Annotated in this window: 17 protein-coding genes; 10 read left to right on the top strand and 7 right to left on the bottom strand. The window is 64.7% G+C overall.

The features are described from left to right. Window positions 1-61 precede the first annotated feature (61 nt). Together G6P88_RS10010 and G6P88_RS20215 are read left to right on the top strand one after the other, a co-directional pair. A complete protein-coding gene (locus tag G6P88_RS10010; protein WP_165323024.1) occupies window positions 62-6,568 on the top strand; it encodes an autotransporter domain-containing protein in 6,507 nt (2,168 codons plus the stop codon). Between the two features lie 617 nt (window positions 6,569-7,185). Further along, the gene (locus tag G6P88_RS20215) at window positions 7,186-7,401 is read left to right on the top strand and encodes a hypothetical protein (protein ID WP_206335739.1); all 216 of its coding nucleotides are present in this window, start codon (window positions 7,186-7,188) and stop codon (window positions 7,399-7,401) included. 99 nt (window positions 7,402-7,500) lie between these two features. Here the strand turns inward: G6P88_RS20215 and G6P88_RS10000 are convergent, their stop codons facing one another. The 6 genes from G6P88_RS10000 to kce all read right to left on the bottom strand — a co-directional run bounded on the left by G6P88_RS10000 (window position 7,501) and on the right by kce (window position 14,188). Further along, on the bottom strand, window positions 7,501-8,709 hold the full coding sequence (locus G6P88_RS10000) for an acyl-CoA dehydrogenase family protein (protein WP_165323022.1): 1,209 nt from the start codon (window positions 8,707-8,709) through the stop codon (window positions 7,501-7,503). A 70-nt stretch (window positions 8,710-8,779) separates the two neighbouring features. Further along, window positions 8,780-9,547, bottom strand: a complete 768-nt coding sequence (locus tag G6P88_RS09995) for an enoyl-CoA hydratase/isomerase family protein (protein WP_165323021.1) — start codon at window positions 9,545-9,547, stop codon at window positions 8,780-8,782. After that, window positions 9,548-10,822 carry an acetyl-CoA hydrolase/transferase family protein gene (locus G6P88_RS09990; protein WP_165323020.1) on the bottom strand — a complete coding sequence of 425 codons (1,275 nt, stop codon included), beginning with the start codon at window positions 10,820-10,822 and terminating at the stop codon, window positions 9,548-9,550. Between the two features lie 6 nt (window positions 10,823-10,828). Further along, window positions 10,829-11,680, bottom strand: coding sequence for an SDR family oxidoreductase (locus tag G6P88_RS09985; protein WP_165323019.1), 852 nt, complete (start codon window positions 11,678-11,680; stop codon window positions 10,829-10,831). Then, on the bottom strand, window positions 11,677-13,263 hold the full coding sequence (locus tag G6P88_RS09980) for a long-chain-fatty-acid--CoA ligase (protein WP_226946505.1): 1,587 nt from the start codon (window positions 13,261-13,263) through the stop codon (window positions 11,677-11,679). Before G6P88_RS09980 ends, G6P88_RS09985 begins: the two co-directional genes overlap by 4 nt. Beyond that, a complete protein-coding gene (gene kce / locus G6P88_RS09975) occupies window positions 13,250-14,188 on the bottom strand; it encodes a 3,5-dioxohexanoate:acetyl-CoA acetone transferase (RefSeq protein ID WP_165323018.1) in 939 nt (312 codons plus the stop codon). The genes G6P88_RS09980 and kce overlap by 14 nt, the downstream gene beginning before the upstream one ends. 111 nt (window positions 14,189-14,299) lie before the next feature. Here kce and G6P88_RS09970 point away from each other — a divergent pair, with 111 nt between their 5' ends. The 8 genes from G6P88_RS09970 to G6P88_RS09935 are packed head-to-tail and all read left to right on the top strand — an operon-like array spanning window position 14,300 to window position 21,587. Continuing rightward, a complete protein-coding gene (locus tag G6P88_RS09970; protein ID WP_165323017.1) occupies window positions 14,300-14,908 on the top strand; it encodes a TetR/AcrR family transcriptional regulator in 609 nt (202 codons plus the stop codon). Further along, window positions 14,905-16,380, top strand: coding sequence for an acetyl-CoA carboxylase biotin carboxylase subunit (locus G6P88_RS09965; RefSeq protein WP_165323016.1), 1,476 nt, complete (start codon window positions 14,905-14,907; stop codon window positions 16,378-16,380). The genes G6P88_RS09970 and G6P88_RS09965 overlap by 4 nt, the downstream gene beginning before the upstream one ends. A 1-nt stretch (window position 16,381) precedes the next feature. Further along, complete coding sequence (locus G6P88_RS09960; RefSeq protein WP_165323015.1) at window positions 16,382-16,882, top strand: acyl-CoA carboxylase biotin carboxyl carrier protein subunit; 501 nt, start codon at window positions 16,382-16,384, stop codon at window positions 16,880-16,882. Further along, a complete protein-coding gene (locus G6P88_RS09955) occupies window positions 16,845-18,491 on the top strand; it encodes an acyl-CoA carboxylase subunit beta (RefSeq protein ID WP_425594444.1) in 1,647 nt (548 codons plus the stop codon). The genes G6P88_RS09960 and G6P88_RS09955 overlap by 38 nt, the downstream gene beginning before the upstream one ends. A gap of 10 nt (window positions 18,492-18,501) precedes the next feature. Further along, window positions 18,502-19,506 (top strand): DUF7064 domain-containing protein, encoded by a 1,005-nt coding sequence (locus G6P88_RS09950; protein WP_226946504.1) that lies wholly within the window; start codon window positions 18,502-18,504, stop codon window positions 19,504-19,506. Further along, the gene (locus G6P88_RS09945) at window positions 19,506-20,519 is read left to right on the top strand and encodes a phosphotransferase family protein (RefSeq protein ID WP_165323012.1); all 1,014 of its coding nucleotides are present in this window, start codon (window positions 19,506-19,508) and stop codon (window positions 20,517-20,519) included. Before G6P88_RS09950 ends, G6P88_RS09945 begins: the two co-directional genes overlap by 1 nt. Then, on the top strand, window positions 20,512-20,829 hold the full coding sequence (locus G6P88_RS09940; RefSeq protein ID WP_206335738.1) for a DUF6285 domain-containing protein: 318 nt from the start codon (window positions 20,512-20,514) through the stop codon (window positions 20,827-20,829). Before G6P88_RS09945 ends, G6P88_RS09940 begins: the two co-directional genes overlap by 8 nt. Further along, window positions 20,826-21,587, top strand: a complete 762-nt coding sequence (locus tag G6P88_RS09935; RefSeq protein ID WP_165323010.1) for an enoyl-CoA hydratase/isomerase family protein — start codon at window positions 20,826-20,828, stop codon at window positions 21,585-21,587. Before G6P88_RS09940 ends, G6P88_RS09935 begins: the two co-directional genes overlap by 4 nt. Before the next feature lie 4 nt (window positions 21,588-21,591). On the opposite strand, the gene G6P88_RS09930 is transcribed toward G6P88_RS09935, so the two are convergent. Beyond that, entirely contained in the window at window positions 21,592-22,413 is an 822-nt protein-coding gene (locus G6P88_RS09930; protein WP_165323009.1) for an NAD(P)H-dependent oxidoreductase, read from the bottom strand. Between the last annotated feature and the right edge of the window lie 79 nt (window positions 22,414-22,492).

Here is a 22,492-nt window from a genome sequence, read left to right as displayed (position 1 = left end):
GCTGTTGCCGATCGCACCGGTCTGAAACGACCATAACTGCGGCGTAATAGATAGGGCGGCAATGGCGCATATACATTATAACCGGGCGATCCTGGCAGGTTCTTCGCTGGCAGTGATCGGCCTTGCGCTTGTCGCGACATCGCCGCTGCAGGCCCAGAATGTGACCATCACCGGCACGACTGTCGGACAGCAGGACGTGACCGGGACGATCGGCCAGTTCGTGGTCACCAACACGGGCACGATCACCGGCGGGGTTACCGCCGTCGACATCGATTCCGCCGGGTCTGTAGGCACCCTCACCAACAGCGGTACGCTGTCAGGCCTCACCAACGGCCTGAGCAATAATGGCAGCATCGGTTTGCTGTCGAACAGCGGTCTGATCCGCGGCGCGCAAAAGGGTCTCGGCAACCAGAGCACGATCACCAATATCGTCAACACATCGACGGGTACGATCCTGGGCGGGACTGCAGCGGGGCTGCAGAACGACACCTCGATGGGCACGGTGACCAATGCCGGTCTGATTTCCTCGGGATCTGCGGGCTTCGCCAATTATGGCACGCTGGGCCTTCTGGCCAACAGCGGCAGCATCAACGGTGGTCCGCAGGGTATTTATCTCGACGGCAATTCGAACACCGGCACGATCAATAACAGCGGTACGATCACTTCGGGTCAGACCGCCGTTCAGGTGAGTGGTACGCTTTCCTCTCTGATCAACAGCGGTTTCATCGGCAACGCCACGAACGGCATCAACCTGGCGGGCACGCTGGGGACGCTTGTCAACGAGGCGGGCGGTACGATCAGCGGCGTCAATGCGATTTACATATCGGGCAGCCTTGGTGGTTTCAGCAACAGTGGCGTGGTCAGGGGGAGGATCGACAATCAGTCGGCAAATGATCTGACGATCACCGGCGGCGCGACAGGCACCATTGGCACCCTGACCGGTACGTCAGGCATCGGCACCATCAACAACACGCTCAGCAATCTCATCTTTGCATCGGGCAATCTGCTGCTCAACGACCGGATCATTGCCACCGGCCGCACCGTCAGCAACACGGGCGCAAACCTGTCGCTCACCAGCAATATCAGCATCACCGGCAACTATAGCCAGACGGCAGGCACGCTGAATCTGAATCCCGGCACCAGCAGCCTGATCGTCAGCGGCGCAGCAAACATCACCGGGGGAACGATCGCCGGGAGCTTGTCCAGCACCGGCAATTTTCTCCATGGCAGCTATACGCTCGTCAGCGGCTCCAGCCTCAATCTGACCGGCGCCACTGTCTCGATCAACAGTATCACCGGTCTGGCTCGATCCAGCAGCACGGTCGGGAACGCCCTGCTGCTGTCGATCGCCAACGACTATGTCGGCGGCACGCTGGCGACGCTCAACAACGCCGCTGCGCTGACGAGCAGTGCCACCGGTCTGTACGTCGCCACGACCGGCAGCATCGGCACGGTCACCAATAGCGGTACGTTCGGCGGCGCTCAGTTCGGGGTCAACAATCGCGGCACGATCGGCACGCTGGCCAATAACGGCCTGATCACCAACGCGAACTTCACCGCCTTGTGGAATCAGGGCAGCATCGGTCAGCTGACCAACACCGGCACGATCAGCAACAGCAGCTGGGCGATCCTCAACAGCGGCACCATATCGACGCTGACCAACAGCGGCATCATCAATGGCGCCGGCATTGGGGTCCAGAACAATAGCGTCATCACTGTCGTCAACAACAGCGGCACGCTGTCGGGCGGCAGCAATGCCCTTTCCGGCACCTTTGGCACGGTCATCAACAGCGGTGTTATCCGTGGCAACATCAACCGGTTTGGCGGCTCGATCGGTACGATCATCGGCGGCAGCGACGGCACCATCGGCACCTTTACCGGCCTCAACAGCGGCACCCAGGGTACGATCGGCGCGAGCGGCAATCTGACCTTCGCCTCGGGCGCGCTGCTGCTCAACAATTCGATCGCCGCCGCCGGCATTGCCGCGAGCGCGCTGACCGTCAGCAATACGGGCGCCGACATCACGCTCTCGACGATCGTCAACGTCAACGCCAATTTCAACCAGACTGCGGGTACGCTGAACCTTGGCACCACGGGCCAGCTCGCCGTCACGCAGGCCGCCAGCATCACCGGCGGCACCGTGGTCGCCAATGCCAGCGGGATAGCGGCGAACACAACCTATCTGAGGGGCGCTACGGCGCGCACCCTGGTGACGGGGGGCAGCGGGTCCAGCTATACCGGCACCAGCCTTTCGATCAGCAGTGGCATCGCAGGCCTTTCATTCTCGCCGACGGCCAGCGGCAATGATCTGCTGCTTGCGGTCAACAATGATTATATCGGCGACACGCAGGTTTCGATCAGCAACGCCGACACGATCAGCGGCGTGGAAACTCCTTTCTATGTCGCCAGCTCCGGCAGCATCGGGACGTTCACCAACAGCGGCACGCTGACAGGCCTCAGCAACGGCCTGAGCAACAATGGCAGCATCGGTTCCCTGTCGAACAGCGGCCTGATCAGCGGCGCGCAAAAGGGTCTCGGCAACCAGAGCACGATCACCAATATCGTCAACACATCGACGGGTACGATCCTGGGCGGGACTGCAGCGGGGCTGCAGAACGACACCTCGATGGGCACGGTGACCAATGCCGGTCTGATTTCCTCGGGATCTGCGGGCTTCGCCAATTATGGCACGCTGGGCCTTCTGGCCAACAGCGGCAGCATCAACGGTGGTCCGCAGGGTATTTATCTCGACGGCAATTCGAACACCGGCACGATCAATAACAGCGGTACGATCACTTCGGGTCAGACCGCCGTTCAGGTGAGTGGTACGCTTTCCTCTCTGATCAACAGCGGTTTCATCGGCAACGCCACGAACGGCATCAACCTGGCGGGCACGCTGGGGACGCTTGTCAACGAGGCGGGCGGTACGATCAGCGGCGTCAATGCGATTTACATATCGGGCAGCCTTGGTGGTTTCAGCAACAGTGGCGTGGTCAGGGGGAGGATCGACAATCAGTCGGCAAATGATCTGACGATCACCGGCGGCGCGACAGGCACCATTGGCACCCTGACCGGTACGTCAGGCATCGGCACCATCAACAACACGCTCAGCAATCTCATCTTTGCATCGGGCAATCTGCTGCTCAACGACCGGATCATTGCCACCGGCCGCACCGTCAGCAACACGGGCGCAAACCTGTCGCTCACCAGCAATATCAGCATCACCGGCAACTATAGCCAGACGGCAGGCACGCTGAATCTGAATCCCGGCACCAGCAGCCTGATCGTCAGCGGCGCAGCAAACATTACCGGCGGAACGATCGCCGGGAGCTTGTCCAGCACCGGCAATTTTCTTCAGGGCAGCTATACGCTCGTCAGCGCCTCCAGCCTCAATCTGACCGGCGCGACCGTATCCATCAACAGCATCACCGGTCTGGATCGATCCAGCAGCACGGTCGGGAACGCCCTGCTGCTGTCGATCAACAACGACTATGTCGGCGGCACGCTGGCAACGCTCAACAACGCCGCGACGCTGACGAGCAGCGCCACCGGTCTGTACGTCGCCACGACCGGCAGCATCGGCACGGTCACCAACAGCGGCACGTTCGGCGGCGCTCAGTTCGGCGTCAACAATCGCGGCACGATCGGCAGGCTGGTCAATAACGGCCTGATCACCAACGCGAACTTCACCGCCTTGTGGAATCAGGGCAGCATCGGTCAGCTGACCAACACCGGCACGATCAGCAACAGCAGCTGGGCGATCCTCAACAGCGGCACCATATCGACGCTGACCAACAGCGGCGTTATCGATGGCGCCGGAAATGCGGTCCAGAACAACAGCGTCATCACCGTCGTCAACAACAGTGGCACGATGTCGGGCGGCAGCAATGTCCTTGCCGGCTCCTTTGACACGATCATCAACAGCGGTGTGATCCGTGGCGACATCAACCGGTTTGGCGGCTCGATTGGTACGATCATCGGCGGCAGCGGCGGCACCATCGGCACCTTTACCGGCTTCAACAGCGGCACCCAGGGCACGATCGGCGCGAGCGGCAATCTGACCTTTGCCTCGGGCGCGCTGCTGCTCAATAATTCGATCGCCGCCGTCGGCATTGCCGCGAGCGCGCTGACCGTCAGCAATACGGGCGCCGACATCACGCTCTCGACGATCGTCAACGTCAACGCCAATTTCAACCAGACTGCGGGTACGCTGAACCTTGGCACCATGGGCCAGCTCGCCGTCACGCAGGCCGCCAGCATCACCGGCGGCACCGTGGCCTTCGGTGGCCTCTCCTCCACCGCCAACTATACTGCTGGTTCCACCATCGGGACGCTGATCGTCGGTGGTGCCGGCTCGAACTATGCTGGCGCAACCATCAGCGTCGATGGCGTTTCGGGGCTTGCCGCGGCTGCGGCAACCAGCGGCACCAATCTGGTGCTGGGGGTCGGCAACCATTATGTCGGTGGTACGCTTGGCACGCTCAACAATTCGGGTAGCATCAGCGACGTCAGCTACGCGGCCTATGTTGCCGCGACTGGCAGTCTGGGAACGCTTGTCAACAGCGGCACGCTGGCTGGCTCGATCGCCGCGATCTATAATGCCGGCGTGCTCGGTCCGATCGTCAATACCGGCGTAATCGCGGGCGACATCGAAAATGCTTCGTCGTCCGAACTGCGCATCACCGGTGGCAGCGGCAGCATCTTCGGTACGCTCACCGGCTTTGGCGCCGACAGCCAGGGAACCGTGACCAACACCGCCAGCGATGTTGTGCTGACCGGCAATCTCCTGCTCGACAACGTCTTCAATCTCGGCGCGCAGAGGATCGTGGCCGATGGGGCGACGCTCAGGCTGGACGACGTCGTCCGCGTGAACGGCAGCTACACCCAGACGGGCGGTATGCTGGTGATCGGTGTTACGTCGAGCGCGGTTTATGGACAGTTGCAGGTCAGCGGGTCGGCGAACCTGGCGGATGCCACCGTCAGGATGGTGACGCTGGGTAGCGGGACCATCGCAGCGGGCGACGTCTATACGGTCGTGACTGCTGGCGGTACCCTTACCTACAGCAATCTGACAGCGTCCGTGACGGGGCTGCGGGGCAGTTTCTCGACCGTCTCGGCCAATGGCGAAACCGGTCTGCAGCTGGCGTTGAATTCACCGCCGCCACCGCCGCCGCCGCCGCCGGTCTCGCCGCCACCGCCGCCGCCGCCACCGCCGGTCTCGCCGCCACCGCCGCCGCCGCCACCGCCGGTCTCGCCGCCACCGCCGCCACCGCCGGTCTCGCCGCCACCGCCGGTCTCGCCGCCACCGCCGCCACCGCCGGTCTCGCCGCCGCCGCCACCGCCGCCGCCGCCGGTTTCACCGCCACCGCCGCCGCCACCGCCGCCACCGCCGGTTTCGCCGCCGCCGCCGTCCAGCACCTTCACCTCTAACGGGGTGCAGGCAGGTGGTGCCGGCGTGGGAACCGGGGCTGCGCTCGATGCGATCGCGGATACTGGCGGCGCTGGCGCAACGCAGGTCATAACCCAGGTCTTGTTGCCGCTCGCGGTGCTGACACCGGACCAGCAGCAGCGTGGCATCGTTCAGCTCGCGCCTTCGCAGCTGACGCCGCAGGTCATTGCCGTCGCGGTGTCACCCGCGGTGAACGCGGTCGTGCAACATCAGGAGGTGCTGGCCGCCAATTTCAGCGGTCGTGAGGAACGGGGCATGGCAGCTGGCTCGCAGGGGCAGCGCGGATCCGTGTGGGGACAGTTCTTGCTCAACACGGCCAAGCGCGGCGACAGCGGTGGGTCCTCTCCTTATAGGGCGCACAGCTATGGCGTGATCGTCGGCGCCGACCTGATCGGTACGTCTAACCTTGTCGCCGGCGGTGCCCTGAGTTGGGTACGCAGCAGCGCAAATGGGCGTTCCGATCTTTCCGGCAGCCAGACGCGCCTGAACAGTCTGCAGGCTACGGGGTACTTCACTTGGCAGCCGGGTGAAGCCGACACCCCCGGTCTTACGATCGACGGGCAGCTGGGCTTCGGCTATAATTTCTATCGCCAAAAACGCCGGATCGATTTCCTGAGCCAGACTGCGCGCGCGTCTTTCGAAGGGCAGCAATATCTGGTGAATGTGCGCGCCAGCTACACGATCCCGCTGGGAGATACTGCATCGATCACGCCTTTTGCTGGTCTGCGCGAGGTCCATCTGAGGAATGCCGCCTATGCGGAACGCGGCGCCGGTGCCGCCAATCTGCAGGTGCGCAAGCTGAACGTGGACTCGTTCGGTCACGAAATCGGCATACAGACATCGGCGATTGTCGAATCGGCATCGGGCAGCTTCGCACCGTCGCTGAAGCTGGGTTGGGTGCATAATTATACCAATGCCCCGATCCCGCTGACCGCAGTGCTTGGTGGCGTGACCTTCACCAGCGCATCGGCGCGCGGGTCTCGCGATGGTGCGGCAGTCGGCGCTGGCCTGACGTTCACGCAATCCGACAGCTTCCGGATAGGCGTGCAATATGACGGTGAGTTCCGCCGCGCCTTCCAGAGCCATACCGCCACGGTCAAACTGAGGTACAATTTCTGATGGGTACCGGCGGCAGGATCAGGGAAACCCTGGAGTCCTGCCGCCGTGCATCGAGGTATATCCTGCAACGCTGATGTAATTGGCACATTCGGCGGGGGCGAAGCGGCCGAGGAGGCTGCGGACACCCCGCTAATGCTCCGACGGTTCGTTCAGCTGCGCGTCTCCGAAGCCGTGGAGGCCTGGAGACCTGCTCGATCGGGTCGAGACCGGGCATGGCGACAGGAAGAAGATCTGTATGCTGGCCTGCCGCGCAGCAGTTCTCAGTTCGCGGCTGTCCTTGTGGCTGCCGAGATTGCCGATGCCCGCAATTGTCGTGAACGACTCGCAAGAGGTGGTACGTTTCGCCGATGTCGGCTCCGATGAGCTGAGGACGCTCCGGATAGCGGATAGAATGCGGCGATTGATTGGAAATGCGCGCTCGACGTGGCGCTGGCCGAGGGCGTAACGAGCATATGGCGGGGCAAGGCCGGTCCGGATGCGGAGATTGCGGTTTGAACGCTTCGGTCTTCGATACGCATTTTGCTGCGGCACCACCCGAAGTGCGAGAGCGCCTCGATAGGATCGCGGCCGAGGTGGAAGGCCGCGTTCCTTTGGCTGTTCGCTGTATCGCCTATCGGATGCCCGCCTTCAGGATCGGTCGCACTTTTTTCTACTTCGCTGCCTTCAACAAGCACATCGGCGTTTATCCGCCGCTTCAAGGGCCGGATGTCCTGCTCACCAGCCTGGCATCCTATCGGGGCCCTAAGGGCAGTCTCAAATTCCCCCACTCCGAACCGCTTCCGCTCGAACTCATCGGTGACGCGGCAGAACAACTGGCGGACCAGTATAAGTAATCCCGACGCACCGCGGCATTGCAGCATACGCGATCTGTTCCGCTCCGCCCTATGCTCGAGCCCTGATGAACCGGGGCGTTTCATCCCCGTCCATCCCCCTCACCGCAGCAATTCCCCGGCGATGATCACCTTGCGGATCTCGGTCGTTCCCGCGCCGATCTCGAGCAGTTTCGAGGCGCGGTAGAGCCGGTTGATCTCGGACTCGCGCATATAGCCGGTGCCGCCGAAGATCTGGACGGCGTCCGACACGACGCGGGTGCATTGTTCGGCGGCGTACATGATCGCGGCGGCGGTCAGCTTGTGGATTTCGCCGCGCCCGCCCGCGCCATGGTCCAGCGCATTGGCCTCGGCCAGGGTGCGATAGCAGAAGGTCTTCATCGTCTCGACGGCGACATACATCTCGGCGAGCTTGCCCTGAACGAGCTGGAAATCGCCGATCGGCCGGTTGAACTGGGTCCGCGTCTTCGCATAGTCGATCGCAAGATCGAGCGCGCGTTCGGCCATGCCGACGTTGATCATCGCGACGATCGCGCGTTCGAGGTCGAGGCCGCTCATCACGACGCCGACGCCCTTGTTTTCGGTACCGACCAGATTGGCGGCCGGCACGACGCAATCGTCGAACAGCAGCTCTGCCGTCGTCGACCCCCGAAAGCCCATCTTGTCGAGCTTCTGGGCAACCTTGAAACCGGGGAAGTCCTTCTCGACGATGAAGGCCGAAATGCCTTTCGCGCCCGCCGCGCGATCGGTCTTGGCATAGACCAGGATGACATCGGCAACGGGGCCATTGGTGATGTACAGCTTGCGACCGTTGAGGATGTAAGTGTCGCCCTCGCGCCGCGCGGTGGTCGCCATCGATCCGAGCGCATCCGAACCGGCGCCGGGCTCTGTGAGGCCCAGGCAACCGATCATGCTGCCGTCGCACAGGCCCGGCAGATAGCGCGCGCGGATATCCGCAGAGGCATTGCGCGCGATATTGTTGAGGCAGAGATTCTCATGCGCGACATAGCTCAGCGCGATCGAGTGGTTCCAGCGCGCAAGCCCCTGGGCGATCAGGCCCGATGTGAAGAAGTCGCTGCCGGCCCCGCCCTCTTCGGGAGAGACGGTGACGCCGAGAAAGCCCATCGTCCCGAGGCGGGGCATGACATGCTCGGGCCACCACTCCTCATTGTCCATCCGCGACTGGAGTGGCCAGAGTTCATCCTGCGCAAAGCCGCTCGCGAGATCGAGGATCTCCTGCTGCTCCGGGGTGAGGCCGAAGCTGGTTTGCGGGACATTGGGGAGGGCGGGGGCATTCATGACGATGCTCATCCTTGCTGATATGTCGACGACCGACGGTCGAAGGCCGGCGGCAGAATTCGAGTGGGGCTGCTCAGGCGCATCATGCACCTTTCCAGTCGGGTTTGCGCTTTTCGGCGAAGGCGCGCGGCCCTTCCTGCGCATCCTGGCTGCGATAGGCGGTTTCCCAGGCGTGGCGCGCTGCCCGGAGCGCGGCCGTCTTGCCCATCTCGGTCGCCAGATGGACGGTTTCCTTGCCGGCCAGGACCGACAGCGGGGCGTTCGCTGCGATCGTGCGGGCCAGGGTCAGCGCTTCCTCGATCAGCCGGCCTGGTTCCGCGACCCGGTTGACCAGCCCGATCTCATAGGCGCGCTGCGCGGTGATCGGTTCGCCCGTCAGGACGACCTCCATGAAGATCCGCTGCGGGATCATGTGGATCAGCGGCGCCGCCCAGGGCGAGCCGCGTCCGACCTTGGCCTCGGTGATCGCAAAGCGCGCATGGGTCGATGCGACGCACAGGTCGCAGGCCTGCGCGATCAGCCAGCCGCCGGCATAGGCGACGCCGTTGACCGCCGCGATCGTCGGCTTCGTCACGGTCAGGTTGTCGCCGGGCACTGGAAACATCGATGGCGGCGGAACGACCAGCTTGAGCTCTGCCATCTCCTTCAGGTCGCCGCCCGCGCAGAAGGCCTTGTCGCCGGTCGCGGTCAGGATCGCAACCTTCAGCGCAGGGTCCCGCTCGAAGCGCTCCCAGCCCGCGAACAGGCCCTCACGGACCTCGCGACCCAGCGCGTTGCGCGCCTCGGGCCGGTCGATGGTGAGGATCGCGATGCCGGGTTCGGGCACGTCGAAGCGGACGGCGTCGGTCATTCAATATCCCCTCGTCATAAGCGCATGCGCATCGCGTTCGAGGCTTTCCCGAAAATCGGGATGGGCGATTGCGATCAGGCGCCGCGCGCGTTCGGCGAGCGAGGCTCCCTTCAGTTCGGCTGCGCCATGTTCGGTGACGATGATGTCGGTCTCGCTGCGCGCCGTGGTCACCGGCCCCGACAGGGCCATGACGATCCGGCTCGCGGCACCACCCTGCGCGGTCGACGGCAGGGCAATGATCGACCGGCCGCCGCGCGACCGGCTCGCGCCGCGCACATAGTCGACCTGACCGCCGGTGCCGCCCATATAGGCGCCGCCGATCGCCTCGGCGTTGATCTGCCCGGTGAGGTCGACCTCGATGGCCGAATTGATCGAGACCAGTTTGGGCAGGGCGCTCAATATCGCATCGCCATGGGTGATCTCCGACCCGCACAGCCGCACGGCCGGGTTCTCGTGGACGAAATCATAGAGGCGGCGGGTGCCGATGAAGGCGCCGGTGATCGATATGCCACGGTCGACCGTCTTGGTGGCGTTGGTGATCGCGCCGGCTTCGACGAGATCGACGAAGGCGTCGCCGATCATGCCCGTGTGGATACCCAGATCGCGCCGATCGACCAGCAACTGCGCGATGGCGTCGGGCACGGCACCGATGCCGAACTGCAGGATCGACCCGTCCTCGATATAGGCGGCGCACAAGGCCGCGGTCGCCCGGTCGGCGTCGCCGATGCGCGCGGGTGGAACACTGACCAGCGGGCGGTCGCTGGGCACGACATAGTCGATCTCGGACGCGTGCAGCAGGTGATCGCACGGCACATAGGGCACCTGCGCATTGACTTCGGCGATCACGACCCGCGCCTCGGCGACCGCCTTGCGGACATAGTCGTTGATCACGCCATAGCTGTGATAGCCCTTGGCATCGGCCGGGCTGACCTGGACGAAAGCGACGTCGCAGCCGATCAGGCCCTGGCTGATCATGGTGCCGATCTGGCCGACATGGCAGGGAATGATGTCCAGCACGCCGGCCTTGGACAGGCTGCGCAGCGAGCCGAGCGCTCCCATGCTCGAAAAGCGGATATGGTCGGCATGCTCGGGCTTGATGACGCCCGAGAAGCTCGACCCGGCAAAGGCGGACAGGGGGCCGAGCGCCGCGCGCTGGTCGAGAAGCGCCTCTATCAGCGTCAGCGGCTCCCCGCAGGCCTGGCCCCAGACGATGGCATCGCCGGGCTTGATGATGCCGCTGAAATCCAGCGCATCGGGTTCGATCGTCCGGGTCATGCGATGCTACTCATCGATCTTGAAATAGTCGGGTTTGGCGATGGTCCATTGATCGCCCCAGATCTGGTTGCCGCCGTCGACATGGACGACTTCGCCGGTCATGAAGGACCCGCCCCGTCCGCCGACCATGCAGACCGCGTCCGCGATCTCCTCGGCCTGGCCGAAGCGCTTCATGACGTTGGTCTGGATCATGGCCTTTACCGCCGCGGGGTCATAGGCGTTCATGCCGCTCGTCGAGATCAGGCCCGGCGCCACGCAGTTGACCCGGATGTTCAGCGGCGCCCACTCGATTGCCACCGTCTTCGACAATGCGATGACGCCTGCACGCGCCGCCGCCGTATGCGCGACGCCCGGCATGCCGCGTCCGGCCACCGCGACGACGTTGACGATCGACCCCGGCCTCTCCGCATCGCGCCACTGCCGCGCGGCCGCCTGCATCATGTGCCATGTGCCCATCAGATTGGTGTCGATGACGGCGTTGAAACCCTTGGGCGCGATGTCGATCGCTGCACTGGGAAACTGGCCGCCGGCATTGTTCACCAGCAGATCCAGGCCGCCGAAGCGGTCCTGAACCGCCGCGAACAGTTGCGCGACCGCGTCCGGGTCGCGGATGTTTACCGGATGCACCATCAGCTCGGCCGAGTAGCGCGCGAGCGACGCGGCGGTCTCTTCGAGCTTGTCCTGTTTGCGGCCGCAGAGGACGACCTGGCCGCCCAGGCGCGCAACCCAATGCGCGATCGCGCGGCCCAGCCCCGATCCGGCCCCCGAAACGACCACCCTCTGTCCGTCGAAATAGCCGTCGCGGAGGGCGGGCGCGGCCGCCGCCAGTTGATCGTCGGTTCTGCCGTAAGCCGTCATATCTTGCGGTCCCGCCCTTCCCAGTAGGGACGCCGCAACTCGCGCTTCAATATCTTGTTCGCCGGCGTCAGCGGGAAGTCGCCATCCCAGAAGGTGATGCTGCGCGGCACCTTGTAGCGTGCGATCAGCCCGCGACAGTGGTCGATCAGCTCTTCCTCGCTCGCCTGGACATCGTCGTGCAGGCGGACGATCGCGTGGACGGCCTCGCCCCATTTCTCGCTCGGGATGCCGATGACCGCGCATTGTCGGACGGCCTGGTGCAAGGCGAGCGCATTCTCGACCTCCTGCGAATAAACATTCTCTCCGCCCGAAATGATCATGTCCTTCACGCGGTCGACGACATAGACGAAGCCTTCCTCGTCCATCCGGCCGCCGTCGCCGGTGTGCATCCATCCGCCGCGCAAAGCGGCGGCCGTCTCCTCCGGGCGGCGCCAATAGCCCAGCATCATATTCTCGCCCCGGACGGCGATCTCGCCGACCTCGCCGCGCGGAACTTCGTTGTCGTCCTCGTCGACGATCCTGATCTGTACGCCGACGGCCGCGCGTCCGGCCGCGCGATAGACGCCGCGCTTCCGATAGTCGCCGCGCAGAGCGTAGTCGGGCAGGATCGCGCACACCGGGGAGAGTTCGGTCATGCCATAAGCCTGGACGAAGCGGGCGCCCGGAAAGGCTTTCACGGCGCGGTCGAGCAAAGTCTCGGTGATGGGCGATGCGCCATAGAGGAGCGTGGTGAAGCTCGACGTGTCGGTCTTGGCGAAGTCCGCGTGCTCGATCAGCATCTGGATCACGGCCGGGACAAGCAGGCTTTCGGTCGCACGGTGCGTCTCGATCAGCCGCAGCGCCTCGGCCGGCTCGAACTGCGGCATTATTATCGCGGTGCCGCCGCTGCCCATCAGCGACAGGCTGGGCCAGGTGCCGGCGGCGTGGAACATCGGGCCATTGAGAAGATAGCGGGCGCTCTCGCCGAAAAGCCCTTCAGCCCAGCACATCATCGCATCGCTGATGACGTTGCGATGGCTCAGCATCGCCGCCTTGGAGCGACCGGTCGTGCCGCCGGTATAGCCGAGCTGGTAAAGATCGTCGCCGCCGCGCCCTGCATCCTCGCCGGGTCCGTGTTCGGCAATCAGCGCCTCATAATGGGGAAGGCCGTTGTGGCTGTTCCCGATCGCGATCATCCGCAGCGACGGCCGGCCGGCATGGAGCTGCCGCGCGGTGTCGAACATGCGGTCGTCCACGAACAGCAGGTCGGGTTCGCAGTCCTCTATACCGTCGGCCAGTTCGGCGACCGACCAGCGCCAGTTCAGCGGCACCACCACCCCGCCCGCGCGGGGGATCGCCGCGAGCAGCTCGAAATAGCGGTCGTTGGTAAGTGCCAGAACGGCCACGCGATCGCCATTGCGCACGCCCATCGCGCGCATCGCTGCGGCCATGCGCGCGACGCGGTCGTACAGTTCGCTCCAGCTGCGATGTCGGTCGCCGTCCAGCGTGGCAGGGTGGCGCGGACGAACCTGCGCCGTCCGCGCGAGCATCGCGCTGACGCCGATCGACGGGCGCGGGGGGATGCCATGGTCAAAATCCGACATTGTCGCCTCCCTTCAGCGCGAGCATCTCGCGCGCCTCGGCCGCCGTCGCGACCTCGAGTCCCAGGCCTTCGAGGATCTGGCGAACCTTGATGACCTGGCTGGCGTTCGATTCAGCGAGTTTGCCGGGGCCGATCCACAGATTGTCTTCCAGGCCCACGCGGACATTCCCGCCCATCGCGGCCGCCATCGCCGCGATCGGCATCTGCGATCGTCCGGCACCGAGCACCGACCAGCGATACTGATCGCCGAACAACCGGTCGGCGGTGCGCTTCATGTGCATGACGTCGTCGGCATGGCTGCCGATGCCGCCGAGCAGCCCGAAGCAGGTCTGGATGAACAGCGGCGCCTTTACGAGGCCGCGCTTCCAGAAATGATGGAGGTTGTAGAGGTGGCTGGTGTCGTAGCACTCGAACTCATAGCGCGCGCCCGTCTCGTTGATCGCGCGCAGCGCATATTCGATGTCCTTGAAGCTGTTCCGGAACACGAGATCGCGGGAGTTTTCGAGCATCTCCCGCTCCCAGTCATGTTCGAAGCTGTCGAACCGGTCGAGCATCGGGAACAGTCCGAAATTCATCGACCCCATGTTGAGCGACGCGATCTCCGGGGCCCAGCGCACGGCGGGCGCGATGCGCTCCTCGATCGGCATGAAGGGTGATCCGCCCGTCGTCAGATTCACGACGACGTCGCAGCGTTGCTTGATCACCCGCAGAAAGGGTTCGAACGCCTCCGGCGTCTGGTCCGGCCGCCCGTCCTTCTCATTCCGGGCGTGAAGGTGGACGATCGAGGCGCCTGCCTCCGCCGCGCCGATCGCCGCCTCCGCGATTTCCTCTGCGGTGACCGGAAGGTGGGGCGACATCGATGGCGTGTGGATCGACCCCGTGACCGCGCATGTGACGATCACCTTGCGCGCCTGAGAGCGTGGCACTGCTTCTCTCCCTACCGATATCGTTTCCGGTTGACGCAAAGATGAACGACATTCATTATAGTGTCAACGCGCTTCACGAGAATGGCGCAGGCCCGGGGGAGAACGCCGCACATGCCCAGAATCGCTGCGGAGAAGATGGAGGCCAGGCGCGAGTCGATCGTGCTCGCCGCGCGATCCATATTCGTGGCCAAGGGCTATGCCGCCGCCACTGTCACCGATATCGCCCAGGCGGCGGGCATCTCCGACGGGCTGCTGTACCGCTATTTCGGCGGCAAGCGCGAACTGCTGATGGAGGTGTTGGAGGTCTTCTACACCGACATCATCGCGGGCACCGAGCGAGCGATCGGCGAGGAGCCGACTTTCCAGCGCAAACTCGAGGTTCTGGTGCGCAGGCACCTGCAGGCCTTCGCCGACGACCCCGATCTATGCCGCCTCTTCATCAGCGAGGTCAGAACGCTCGACGACTATGTCGGCTCGACGACGCAGGAGCTGAACCGCCGCTATACCCATATCCTGACCGACCTCATCGCCTGGGGGCAGGAGCGCGGCTTCATCGCTCCCGACACCGACCCTCGGCTGGCCCGCGACTTCCTGTTCGGCGGGATCGAACATCTGGCCTGGCGTGAGATCGCCAGTGGCAGGACGATCGACGTCGCTCATCGCACCGCTCAGGTCGTCCGGCTGCTGATGGCCGGTCTCAGAGGAGGAGAGATCGCATGACGGCCCGCCCTTTCACGTCGGTACTCGTCGCCAATCGGGGCGAGATCGCCGTACGGATCCTCAGGACCGTTCAGGCGCTGGGGATGGAGGGCATGGTCGTCTATCACGCGGCCGACGCCGGTTCGCCCGCCGTGCGAATGGCGGACCGGGCGATCGAGATCAGCGGCGCCACGCCGGTCGCAGCCTATCTCGATGCGGCGCAGATCGTGGCCAAGGCCAGCGCGGCGGGGGCGCAGGCGATCCACCCCGGCTATGGCTTTCTTTCGGAGAATGCGGAGTTCGCCAAGGCCGTCGCCGAAGCCGGCATGGTCTTCGTCGGCCCGACGCCTGAGGCGATCGAGCTGATGGGCGACAAGGTCCGGGCGCGCAACTTCGTCGAAGCGCGGGGCTTTCCCGTGGCGCCCTCGGCGATCGAGGATGACGATCCTGTCAGTTTCGTCGACCGCGCGAGAGCGGTTGGGGCGCCGTTGCTGATCAAGCCGTCGGCCGGTGGCGGCGGCAAGGGTATGCGGATCGTGCGCGATCTCGCCCTGCTCGACGAGGAGATCGAGCGGGGCCGTTCGGAGGGGCTCCGCTATTTCGGCGACGGCCGGCTCTATGCCGAACGCTATGTCGAGCGTCCCCGGCACATCGAGGTCCAGGTGCTGGGCGATGCCCATGGCAATGTCGTCCACCTGTTTGAACGCGAATGTTCGATCCAGCGACGGTTCCAGAAGGTCGTCGAGGAAAGCCCCTCGCCGGGGCTGACGCCCGAGGAGCGGACGCAAATCTGCGATGTGGCCGCCGGGATCGCGCGCGCGGCGAACTATCGCAATGCCGGTACGGTCGAGTTCATCTACGGCGCAGGCGAGTTCTACTTCCTCGAGATGAACACGCGGCTTCAGGTCGAGCATCCGGTAACCGAGGAGGTGACAGGGATCGACCTCGTCGCGGAGCAGCTTCGGATCGCGAAAGGCGAACCCCTTGGTTACGGGCAGGACGAAATATGCGTCCGCGGTCATGCGATCGAGGTTCGCCTCTATGCCGAGGACTCGGCGCGCGACTTTTCGCCGACGACGGGGCCGATCCTTGCCTATCGACCGCCGCAAGGAATCCGCGTCGATTCCGGCGTGGCCGAAGGGGGGGCGGTGACCGCCAATTTCGATCCGATGCTGGCGAAAGTCATCGTCCATGGCGACAGCCGGGAGCAGGCGATCGAGCGGGCGAAGCAGGCTCTCGCCGACTTCGTCCTGCTCGGCTGCAAGACCAATGCGGGCTTCCTCCAGCGGCTGCTGGCAGACCCGGATTTTGCGGCGGGCGACATGCACACCGGCTCGATCGCCGAGAAGCCCTGGCTGGCGCAGGAGCCGGAGCTCGACCAGCAGCGCTTGATTGAACTTCTGGGGGCAGCGGCATTGCTGCTGGTCCCGGTGCGCACTGCGGCCGACGCGGTGTCGCTGCAGCATGCAGCAATGGGGGCCTGGCGGAACTGAGATGCAGCACCATATTTCCGTCAACGACGTCCCGCACCGGATCTGGCTCGGCCGGTCTGCCGATGGCTATGTCCTGCATGCAGGCGATGCGGTCGCGCCCGTCGCGCTGCGCCATGATGCCGACGGGCAGTTCATTTTCGAGACGGGCGGACGGCAGGTGCCGATGGTCATCGCCGTCGATGGCGACGTCGTCCACATCCACCTGGATGGCGAGGCCTATCGTCTCGCCTATACCGATGCCGCCACTTTCCATGCGGCAGCCGCCGGCGGTGCGGCCGGCGATGTCGTCAGGGCACCGATGCCCGGCGTGGTCATCGCAAGCCCGGTCGCAGCGGGCGACGCCGTCGCCGCCGGCGACACGCTGATCGTCATCGAGAGCATGAAACTGGAAACGGCGATCAAGGCACCCCGCGCCGGCACTGTCGAGACCGTGTCTTTCACGCTCGGGCAGACGTTCGATCGCGATGCCATATTGGTCAAGCTGGTGTCGGAAGGAGAATAGCGTGGCGAGAATCCTGTCCACGATCGACACGTCTTCCGAGACATTTCGCGCCAATAGCGCCCATAACAGGGGGCTGGCCGAAGAACTGCGCAGACGCCAGCACGCCGTCCGCCGCGAACGGCCGCAACGGGACGTCGAACGGCTCGCACGGCAGAACAAGATGTATCCGCGCGATCGTCTCGAGGCGCTTCTGGACCCGGGGACGCCGTTCCTCGAATTCTCCACGCTTGCCGCCAACATGGCCTATGACGGCGAAGCGCCCGGCGCCGGCCAGATTTCCGGCATAGGCATCGTTGCGGGTCAGGAAGTCGTCATCCATGCCGACGATTCCTCGATCAAGGGTGGCGCCTGGTATCCCTTGTCGGTCAAGAAGATCGTGCGGGCACTCGACATCGCGATCGAGAATCGCCTGCCGATGATCCACCTGTGCGACAGCGCAGGCGGCTATCTGCAGCTGCAGCGCGAATTGTTCGCCGACCGCTATTATGCGGGGCGCATCTTTCGCAACCAGTCGATCCTGTCGAAGATGGGCGTGCCGCAGCTTGCGGTGGTCCTCGGCCACTGCACGGCCGGCGGTGCCTATATCCCCGCGCTCAGCGATTACAGCGTCATCGTTCGCGGGACCGGTGCGATTTTCCTCGGCGGCCCGCCGCTGGTCAAGGCTGCGACCGGGGAGGTCGTGACCGTCGAAGAACTGGGCGGTGCGGACATGCATACCACAGTGTCGGGCACGGCCGATTATCCCGCCGCCAGCGAAGCCCATGCGCTGGCCATCGCGCGGGAGATCGTCGGCAGCTGGACGCCTGCGGAAAAGACGCCGATCGACCGGATCGCACCCGAAGAGCCGCATTACGATCCCGAAGAATTGTACGGCATATTGCCGCGCGACAGCCGCACCGCCTTCGACATGCGCGAACTGATCGCGCGGATCGTCGATGGCAGCCGCTTCCACGAATATCAGCCGGCTTATGGCACGACGCTGATCTGCGGCTATGCCCGTATCTGGGGCTACAAGGTCGGCATCCTCGCCAACAACGGCGTCCTGTTCAACGACAGCTCGCTCAAGGGCGCCCATTTCATCCAGCTCTGCGACAAGAACCGGACGCCGCTCCTGTTCCTGCAGAACATCACCGGTTTCATGGTCGGCAAGGAATATGAACGGCGCGGCATTTCCAAGGATGGCGCCAAGCTGATCATGGCGGTGTCGGGCGCCAGCGTTCCCAAGTTCACCATCAACTGCAACGGGGCCTTCGGCGCGGGCGTCTATGGCATGTCGGGCCGGGCCTTCGACCCGCGTTTCCTGTTCAGCTGGCCCGGCAGCGGAACGTCGGTGATGGGCGCGGAGCAGGCCGCCAATGTCCTGTCGGAGATAAAGATCCGTCAGCTGGAGCGCGAGGGGCGGACATTGTCCGAAGCGGAGATCGCTGCCATCCGCGACCCGGTGCTCGAAGATTACAAGCGCGAGCAGAGCGCCTATTACGCGACGTCGGAACTCTGGGACGACGGGATCCTCGACCCTGTCGATACGCGCAACGCGCTGGGCATGTGCATTTCGGCGTCGCTCAACGCCCCGATCGACCCGCCCCATTATGGCGTCTTCAGGCTTTAAGGAGCGGCTCATGTCCGACGATTTTCGACTGCTTCCGAGCGACGAGTTCGCCCATACGCCGGACGCTGCGGTCAACTATAACGAGAGCATCTATACCAACGCGTTCGATCGAAAGACCGGGGTCGGCGGCTGGATGCGCGTCGGCAATCGTGTCAACGAGGGCTATGCCGAAAAGTCGGTCGTGCTTTATCTGCCCGATGGACGGATCGCCTGCGCCTTCGGCCGCCCGAGCATATCGACCAATGCAGTGTTCGACGCGGACGGCCTGAAGGTCGATATCGTCGAGCCCTTCCGCCATCTGCGGCACAGCTATGTCGGCGAGATCATGGTGCTGAGCGATCGCAACATGCTCCGCGACCCGTCGACCCTGTTCGAGAAGGCGGATCGCGCGCAGGCCGACATCGTCTGGGACCATAAATCGGCCTGGCCGCTCCATGGTGGAGAGCCGACCCGCGACGATGTGCGCACCATGTACGGCCGGGATTTCTCTCGCGGACATTTCAACCAGCACAGCGTCGTGACCGGCCATGTCGTCATCGGCGACGAGCGCTGGGAGGTGGATGGCTTCGGCTGGCGCGACCATAGCTGGGGGCCGCGCTACTGGCAGAATCTGTTCATCCACCGGCTGTTCATGGCGACCTGGCCGAGTGGCAGGGGGGCGAGCCTGCTGAAGATATTCTCCCCCGACGGCATCGGGCGATCGGAGGGTGCGCTGCTGATCGACGGCGAATATCATGATGTGATGGACCTGTCCGTCGTCACCGACTGGGACGACAACAAGGAACCCACCAGGATCGGCATCGCGGTGCGGACGGCGACCCGGTCGGAGCGCATCGACATCGAGATCGTCACCGCGGCTCCGCTGCGCAACCGGCGGAAGGACGGCGACGTCACGCTGATGTCGCGCATCGTCGAGGCCAATGCCCGCTATCGCTGGGATGGCGAGGAATGCTGGGGGATGGTCGAATATATCGAGCGGGTCGACGACGGCCGACTGGTCGGCTGGCCGATCTGATGACGGCGCAAGCGACCGAACTGCCGGCGCAGCATGCCGATCTGATCGCAGCGGTGCGACGCAGGCTAGGTAGCGGCGTCAGCGTAACCAACGTCACAATCCCGACGCTGGGGGGCATCAACCGCACGATTTTGTTCAATGTGGTCGATGGGGGAACGACCAGGCGCTACGTGTCCCGGCAGGAGACCTATGTCGATCCCGACAGCCCCTTCCTGGCGACCGGCGATCAGTTCCGGGCGATGCGGATCGCCTTCGACCATGGGTTGCCCGTGCCCGAGCCGATCTTCGAATATGATCCGGCGGACGGCATGGGAAACGGCTTCGTCACCGCCTTCGCGGCGGGCGAGACGATGCCCAAGCGCATCCAGACCGGGGCTGCTTTCGACGCGGTGCGGCCAGGGCTCGTCGCCGAAGCGGCTGACATATTGGCGCGGATTCACGCTCTCCCGTCGGAGGGCTTCGCTTTTCTCGCGCAACGGGCGGACAGCGTCGACACGGTAGCCGCGCATCGCGATCTCTATGATGGCTATCGCCAGCCCCGTCCCGCCATCGAGGCGGGGTTTCGCTGGCTGGAGCGTCATCGCCCACCCGCCGGTGATCGCGCTTTCCTGCACGGCGACTTTCGCCTCGGCAATCTGATGGTCGACGCGGCGCGGGGCATATCGGGCGTGCTCGATTGGGAGTGCGCGCATCTGGGGTCTCCGGCGGAAGATCTGGGCTGGTTCTGCACGCGATCCTGGCGCTTCGCGCGGCCCGACCTCCCCGCTGCCGGCCTGGCTTCCCGGCAGGACCTGCTCGATGCCTATCGCGCAGCGGGCGGGCGATCCTATGACGCCGACGAAATCCGCTACTGGGAAATCTTCGGCCTGGTGCGCTTTGCGGTGCTCAACATGATGCAGAATCACGGCCATGTGTCGGGGCAGCGGCGCGGGCTCGTCTATGCCGCCTGCGGGCGCAATACGGCGCTGGTCGAATATGATCTGCTGATGACGTTGGCGGGCCGCTATGAATGATGCACTGAGACCCCAGTCCCCCGACATGGCGGACATCCTCCAGACGGTGCAGGCCTTCCTCAAGGAGTGCGAGCCGCAACTCGCATCCGAAGACCGGTACAAGGCGCAGGTTGCGTCCTATCTGCTGGGGATCTGCGCGCGGGAGATCGCTTATGGTCCCTCCCGCCGGGACGGTGCCGAAGCGCTCTGTGCCGACATTCGCGCCGGCCGACGCGATGGCGACTGGGACGGCCTGCTCGATCAGCTGCTCGAGGAAGCGCGCGCTGCGGTGCAGGTGACCAAGCCCGGCCATCTTGGAGAAACGGCATGAGCGGCGTGCAACTGAGTGTCGACGAGGGCGTGGCCCGGATAGTTTTCGAGGATGAGGCCGGTCGCAACGCCGTCACGCTCGATTTCTGCCGTGCGTTCGCGCGGGCGACCCGACAGGCGGTGACCGATCCGGCCGTCAAGGTGATCCTGCTGACCGCCAAAGGCCGGTTCTTTTCGGTCGGCGGCGATCTGGCGGACATGCTCGCCCATGTCGACACGGTGCGCGACCATGTCCATGAGATGACCGACCTCTTCCATGTGGGTATCCGCCATCTGCATCATGCGCCGGTCCCGGTCGTGGTCGCGCTGCACGGCATGGCGGCGGGCGGGGGCATGAGCATCGCGCTGGCCGGCGATCTGATCATTGCCGGGCGGTCGGGCAAGTTCAACAGCGGCTATACGCGATCCGGCCTTACCCCCGACGGTGGACTGAGCTGGCTGCTGCCCCGGCTGGTGGGCCCCGTTCAGGCTTTTCGCATCATGGCGCTCAACCAGACGATCGGATCGGAGGAGGCCCTGCGGCTAGGCCTCGTCACCAAGGTCGTCGAGGATGCGGATCTCGACCAGGAGGTCGAAGCGATGGTCGCGATGCTGCGCAGCATGCCGGTGGGCGTGCTCGGTGCGCTGAAGAAGCTGACCCGCGAAGGGGGCGACAGGAGCTTCGAAGCGCAGCTCGACATCGAGGGCGACATGATCGCGCGGCGAGCGGCGAATCCCGAGACGCTGGCGATCCTGCGGTCTTTCCTTTCGGGCGGATGAGCGCCTAGCGCTGGTCTGGCCGGGCGATATGCGCGGCGAACCCCGTGCCGCCCGGAATGTCGGGCTTCAGGACCTGGCGGTCGTCATAGTCACCGCCATTTTCGCTGCGGTAGCCGATCGGGGCTGCGTCGAAGATCGACAGCAGCCGCCCGACATAATCGGCGGCCAGCATATCCGCCGCTTCTGCCGTGAGACGTGTCGTCTGGAAGGCCACCCAGGGCGCGACGACGTCGAGCCCGATATAATGCAGGATTCCGTGGTTGATCGGGAAGAGCAGGTCATCGATCGGTCCGTGAATGCCCCGCGCGCCGAACTGCGCCTCGCGCCCGCCGGTGGTGACCGCCAGCATCGCGCGACGTCCCGCGAGCAGGCCTTCGCCATAGCGCAGCCATTGCCCCGTGCCCTCCTTGGGAACGCCGATCGCGAAGCCGGTGGCGAACACCCGGTCGACCCAGCCTTTCAGGATCGCGGGCATCGAGAACCACCAGAGCGGGAATTGGAGGATGACGGCATCGGCTGCGAGCAGCCGAGCCTGTTCGGTGGCGATGTCCTCCAACTGGGCGCCGGAGGCCTGCGCCATGCCCGATTCACGATGGTAGATCAGGCGCTCGTCGGCAAAGTCGCGCGACGGAAAATCCTCCGCGTCGGCGGTCGCCTTGAACTGCATCGCGTAGAGATCGGACTGAGTGACCACATGCCCCTTCTCGCCTAGCCCGGCGATGGCCCGATCCCTTAGGAAGCCGTTCAGGGACCGGGGCTCGGGGTGGGCGAAGACGATGTGATAATGCCTCGACGCCGCCGGCGCGGGGGATGCGGTGGACGGCATTTTGCTAACCCTCCTGACATTCGCCATCGCGCCTCACATGCTGAGGTGAGGGCATCGTCGTGACGCGTGGCGCGATGGT

The organism is Rhizorhabdus phycosphaerae, assembly GCF_011044255.1.
In the GTDB taxonomy this organism is placed as follows: Bacteria; Pseudomonadota; Alphaproteobacteria; order Sphingomonadales; family Sphingomonadaceae; genus Rhizorhabdus; species Rhizorhabdus phycosphaerae.
The sequence above is the reverse complement of the archived record's forward strand: the minus strand, read 5'-3'. Positions and strand labels throughout refer to the sequence as shown.

Excerpts from the sequence above, each read along its gene's own strand:
- G6P88_RS09995 (WP_165323021.1), bottom strand. The coding sequence starts at position 9,547 with ATGACCGACGCCGTCCGCTTCGACGTGCCCGAACCCGGCATCGCGATC.
- G6P88_RS10000 (WP_165323022.1), bottom strand. The coding sequence starts at position 8,709 with ATGAGCATCGTCATGAATGCCCCCGCCCTCCCCAATGTCCCGCAAACC.
- G6P88_RS09990 (WP_165323020.1), bottom strand. The coding sequence starts at position 10,822 with ATGACCCGGACGATCGAACCCGATGCGCTGGATTTCAGCGGCATCATC.
- G6P88_RS09950 (WP_226946504.1), top strand. The coding sequence starts at position 18,502 with ATGTCCGACGATTTTCGACTGCTTCCGAGCGACGAGTTCGCCCATACG.
- G6P88_RS09980 (WP_226946505.1), bottom strand. The coding sequence starts at position 13,263 with ATGTCGGATTTTGACCATGGCATCCCCCCGCGCCCGTCGATCGGCGTC.
- G6P88_RS09970 (WP_165323017.1), top strand. The coding sequence starts at position 14,300 with ATGCCCAGAATCGCTGCGGAGAAGATGGAGGCCAGGCGCGAGTCGATC.
- G6P88_RS09945 (WP_165323012.1), top strand. The coding sequence starts at position 19,506 with ATGACGGCGCAAGCGACCGAACTGCCGGCGCAGCATGCCGATCTGATC.
- G6P88_RS09955 (WP_425594444.1), top strand. The coding sequence starts at position 16,845 with ATGCCATATTGGTCAAGCTGGTGTCGGAAGGAGAATAGCGTGGCGAGA.
- G6P88_RS09935 (WP_165323010.1), top strand. The coding sequence starts at position 20,826 with ATGAGCGGCGTGCAACTGAGTGTCGACGAGGGCGTGGCCCGGATAGTT.
- G6P88_RS09940 (WP_206335738.1), top strand. The coding sequence starts at position 20,512 with ATGAATGATGCACTGAGACCCCAGTCCCCCGACATGGCGGACATCCTC.
- G6P88_RS20215 (WP_206335739.1), top strand. The coding sequence starts at position 7,186 with ATGCCCGCCTTCAGGATCGGTCGCACTTTTTTCTACTTCGCTGCCTTC.
- G6P88_RS10010 (WP_165323024.1), top strand. The coding sequence starts at position 62 with ATGGCGCATATACATTATAACCGGGCGATCCTGGCAGGTTCTTCGCTG.
- G6P88_RS09985 (WP_165323019.1), bottom strand. The coding sequence starts at position 11,680 with ATGACGGCTTACGGCAGAACCGACGATCAACTGGCGGCGGCCGCGCCC.
- G6P88_RS09930 (WP_165323009.1), bottom strand. The coding sequence starts at position 22,413 with ATGCCGTCCACCGCATCCCCCGCGCCGGCGGCGTCGAGGCATTATCAC.
- G6P88_RS09960 (WP_165323015.1), top strand. The coding sequence starts at position 16,382 with ATGCAGCACCATATTTCCGTCAACGACGTCCCGCACCGGATCTGGCTC.
- G6P88_RS09965 (WP_165323016.1), top strand. The coding sequence starts at position 14,905 with ATGACGGCCCGCCCTTTCACGTCGGTACTCGTCGCCAATCGGGGCGAG.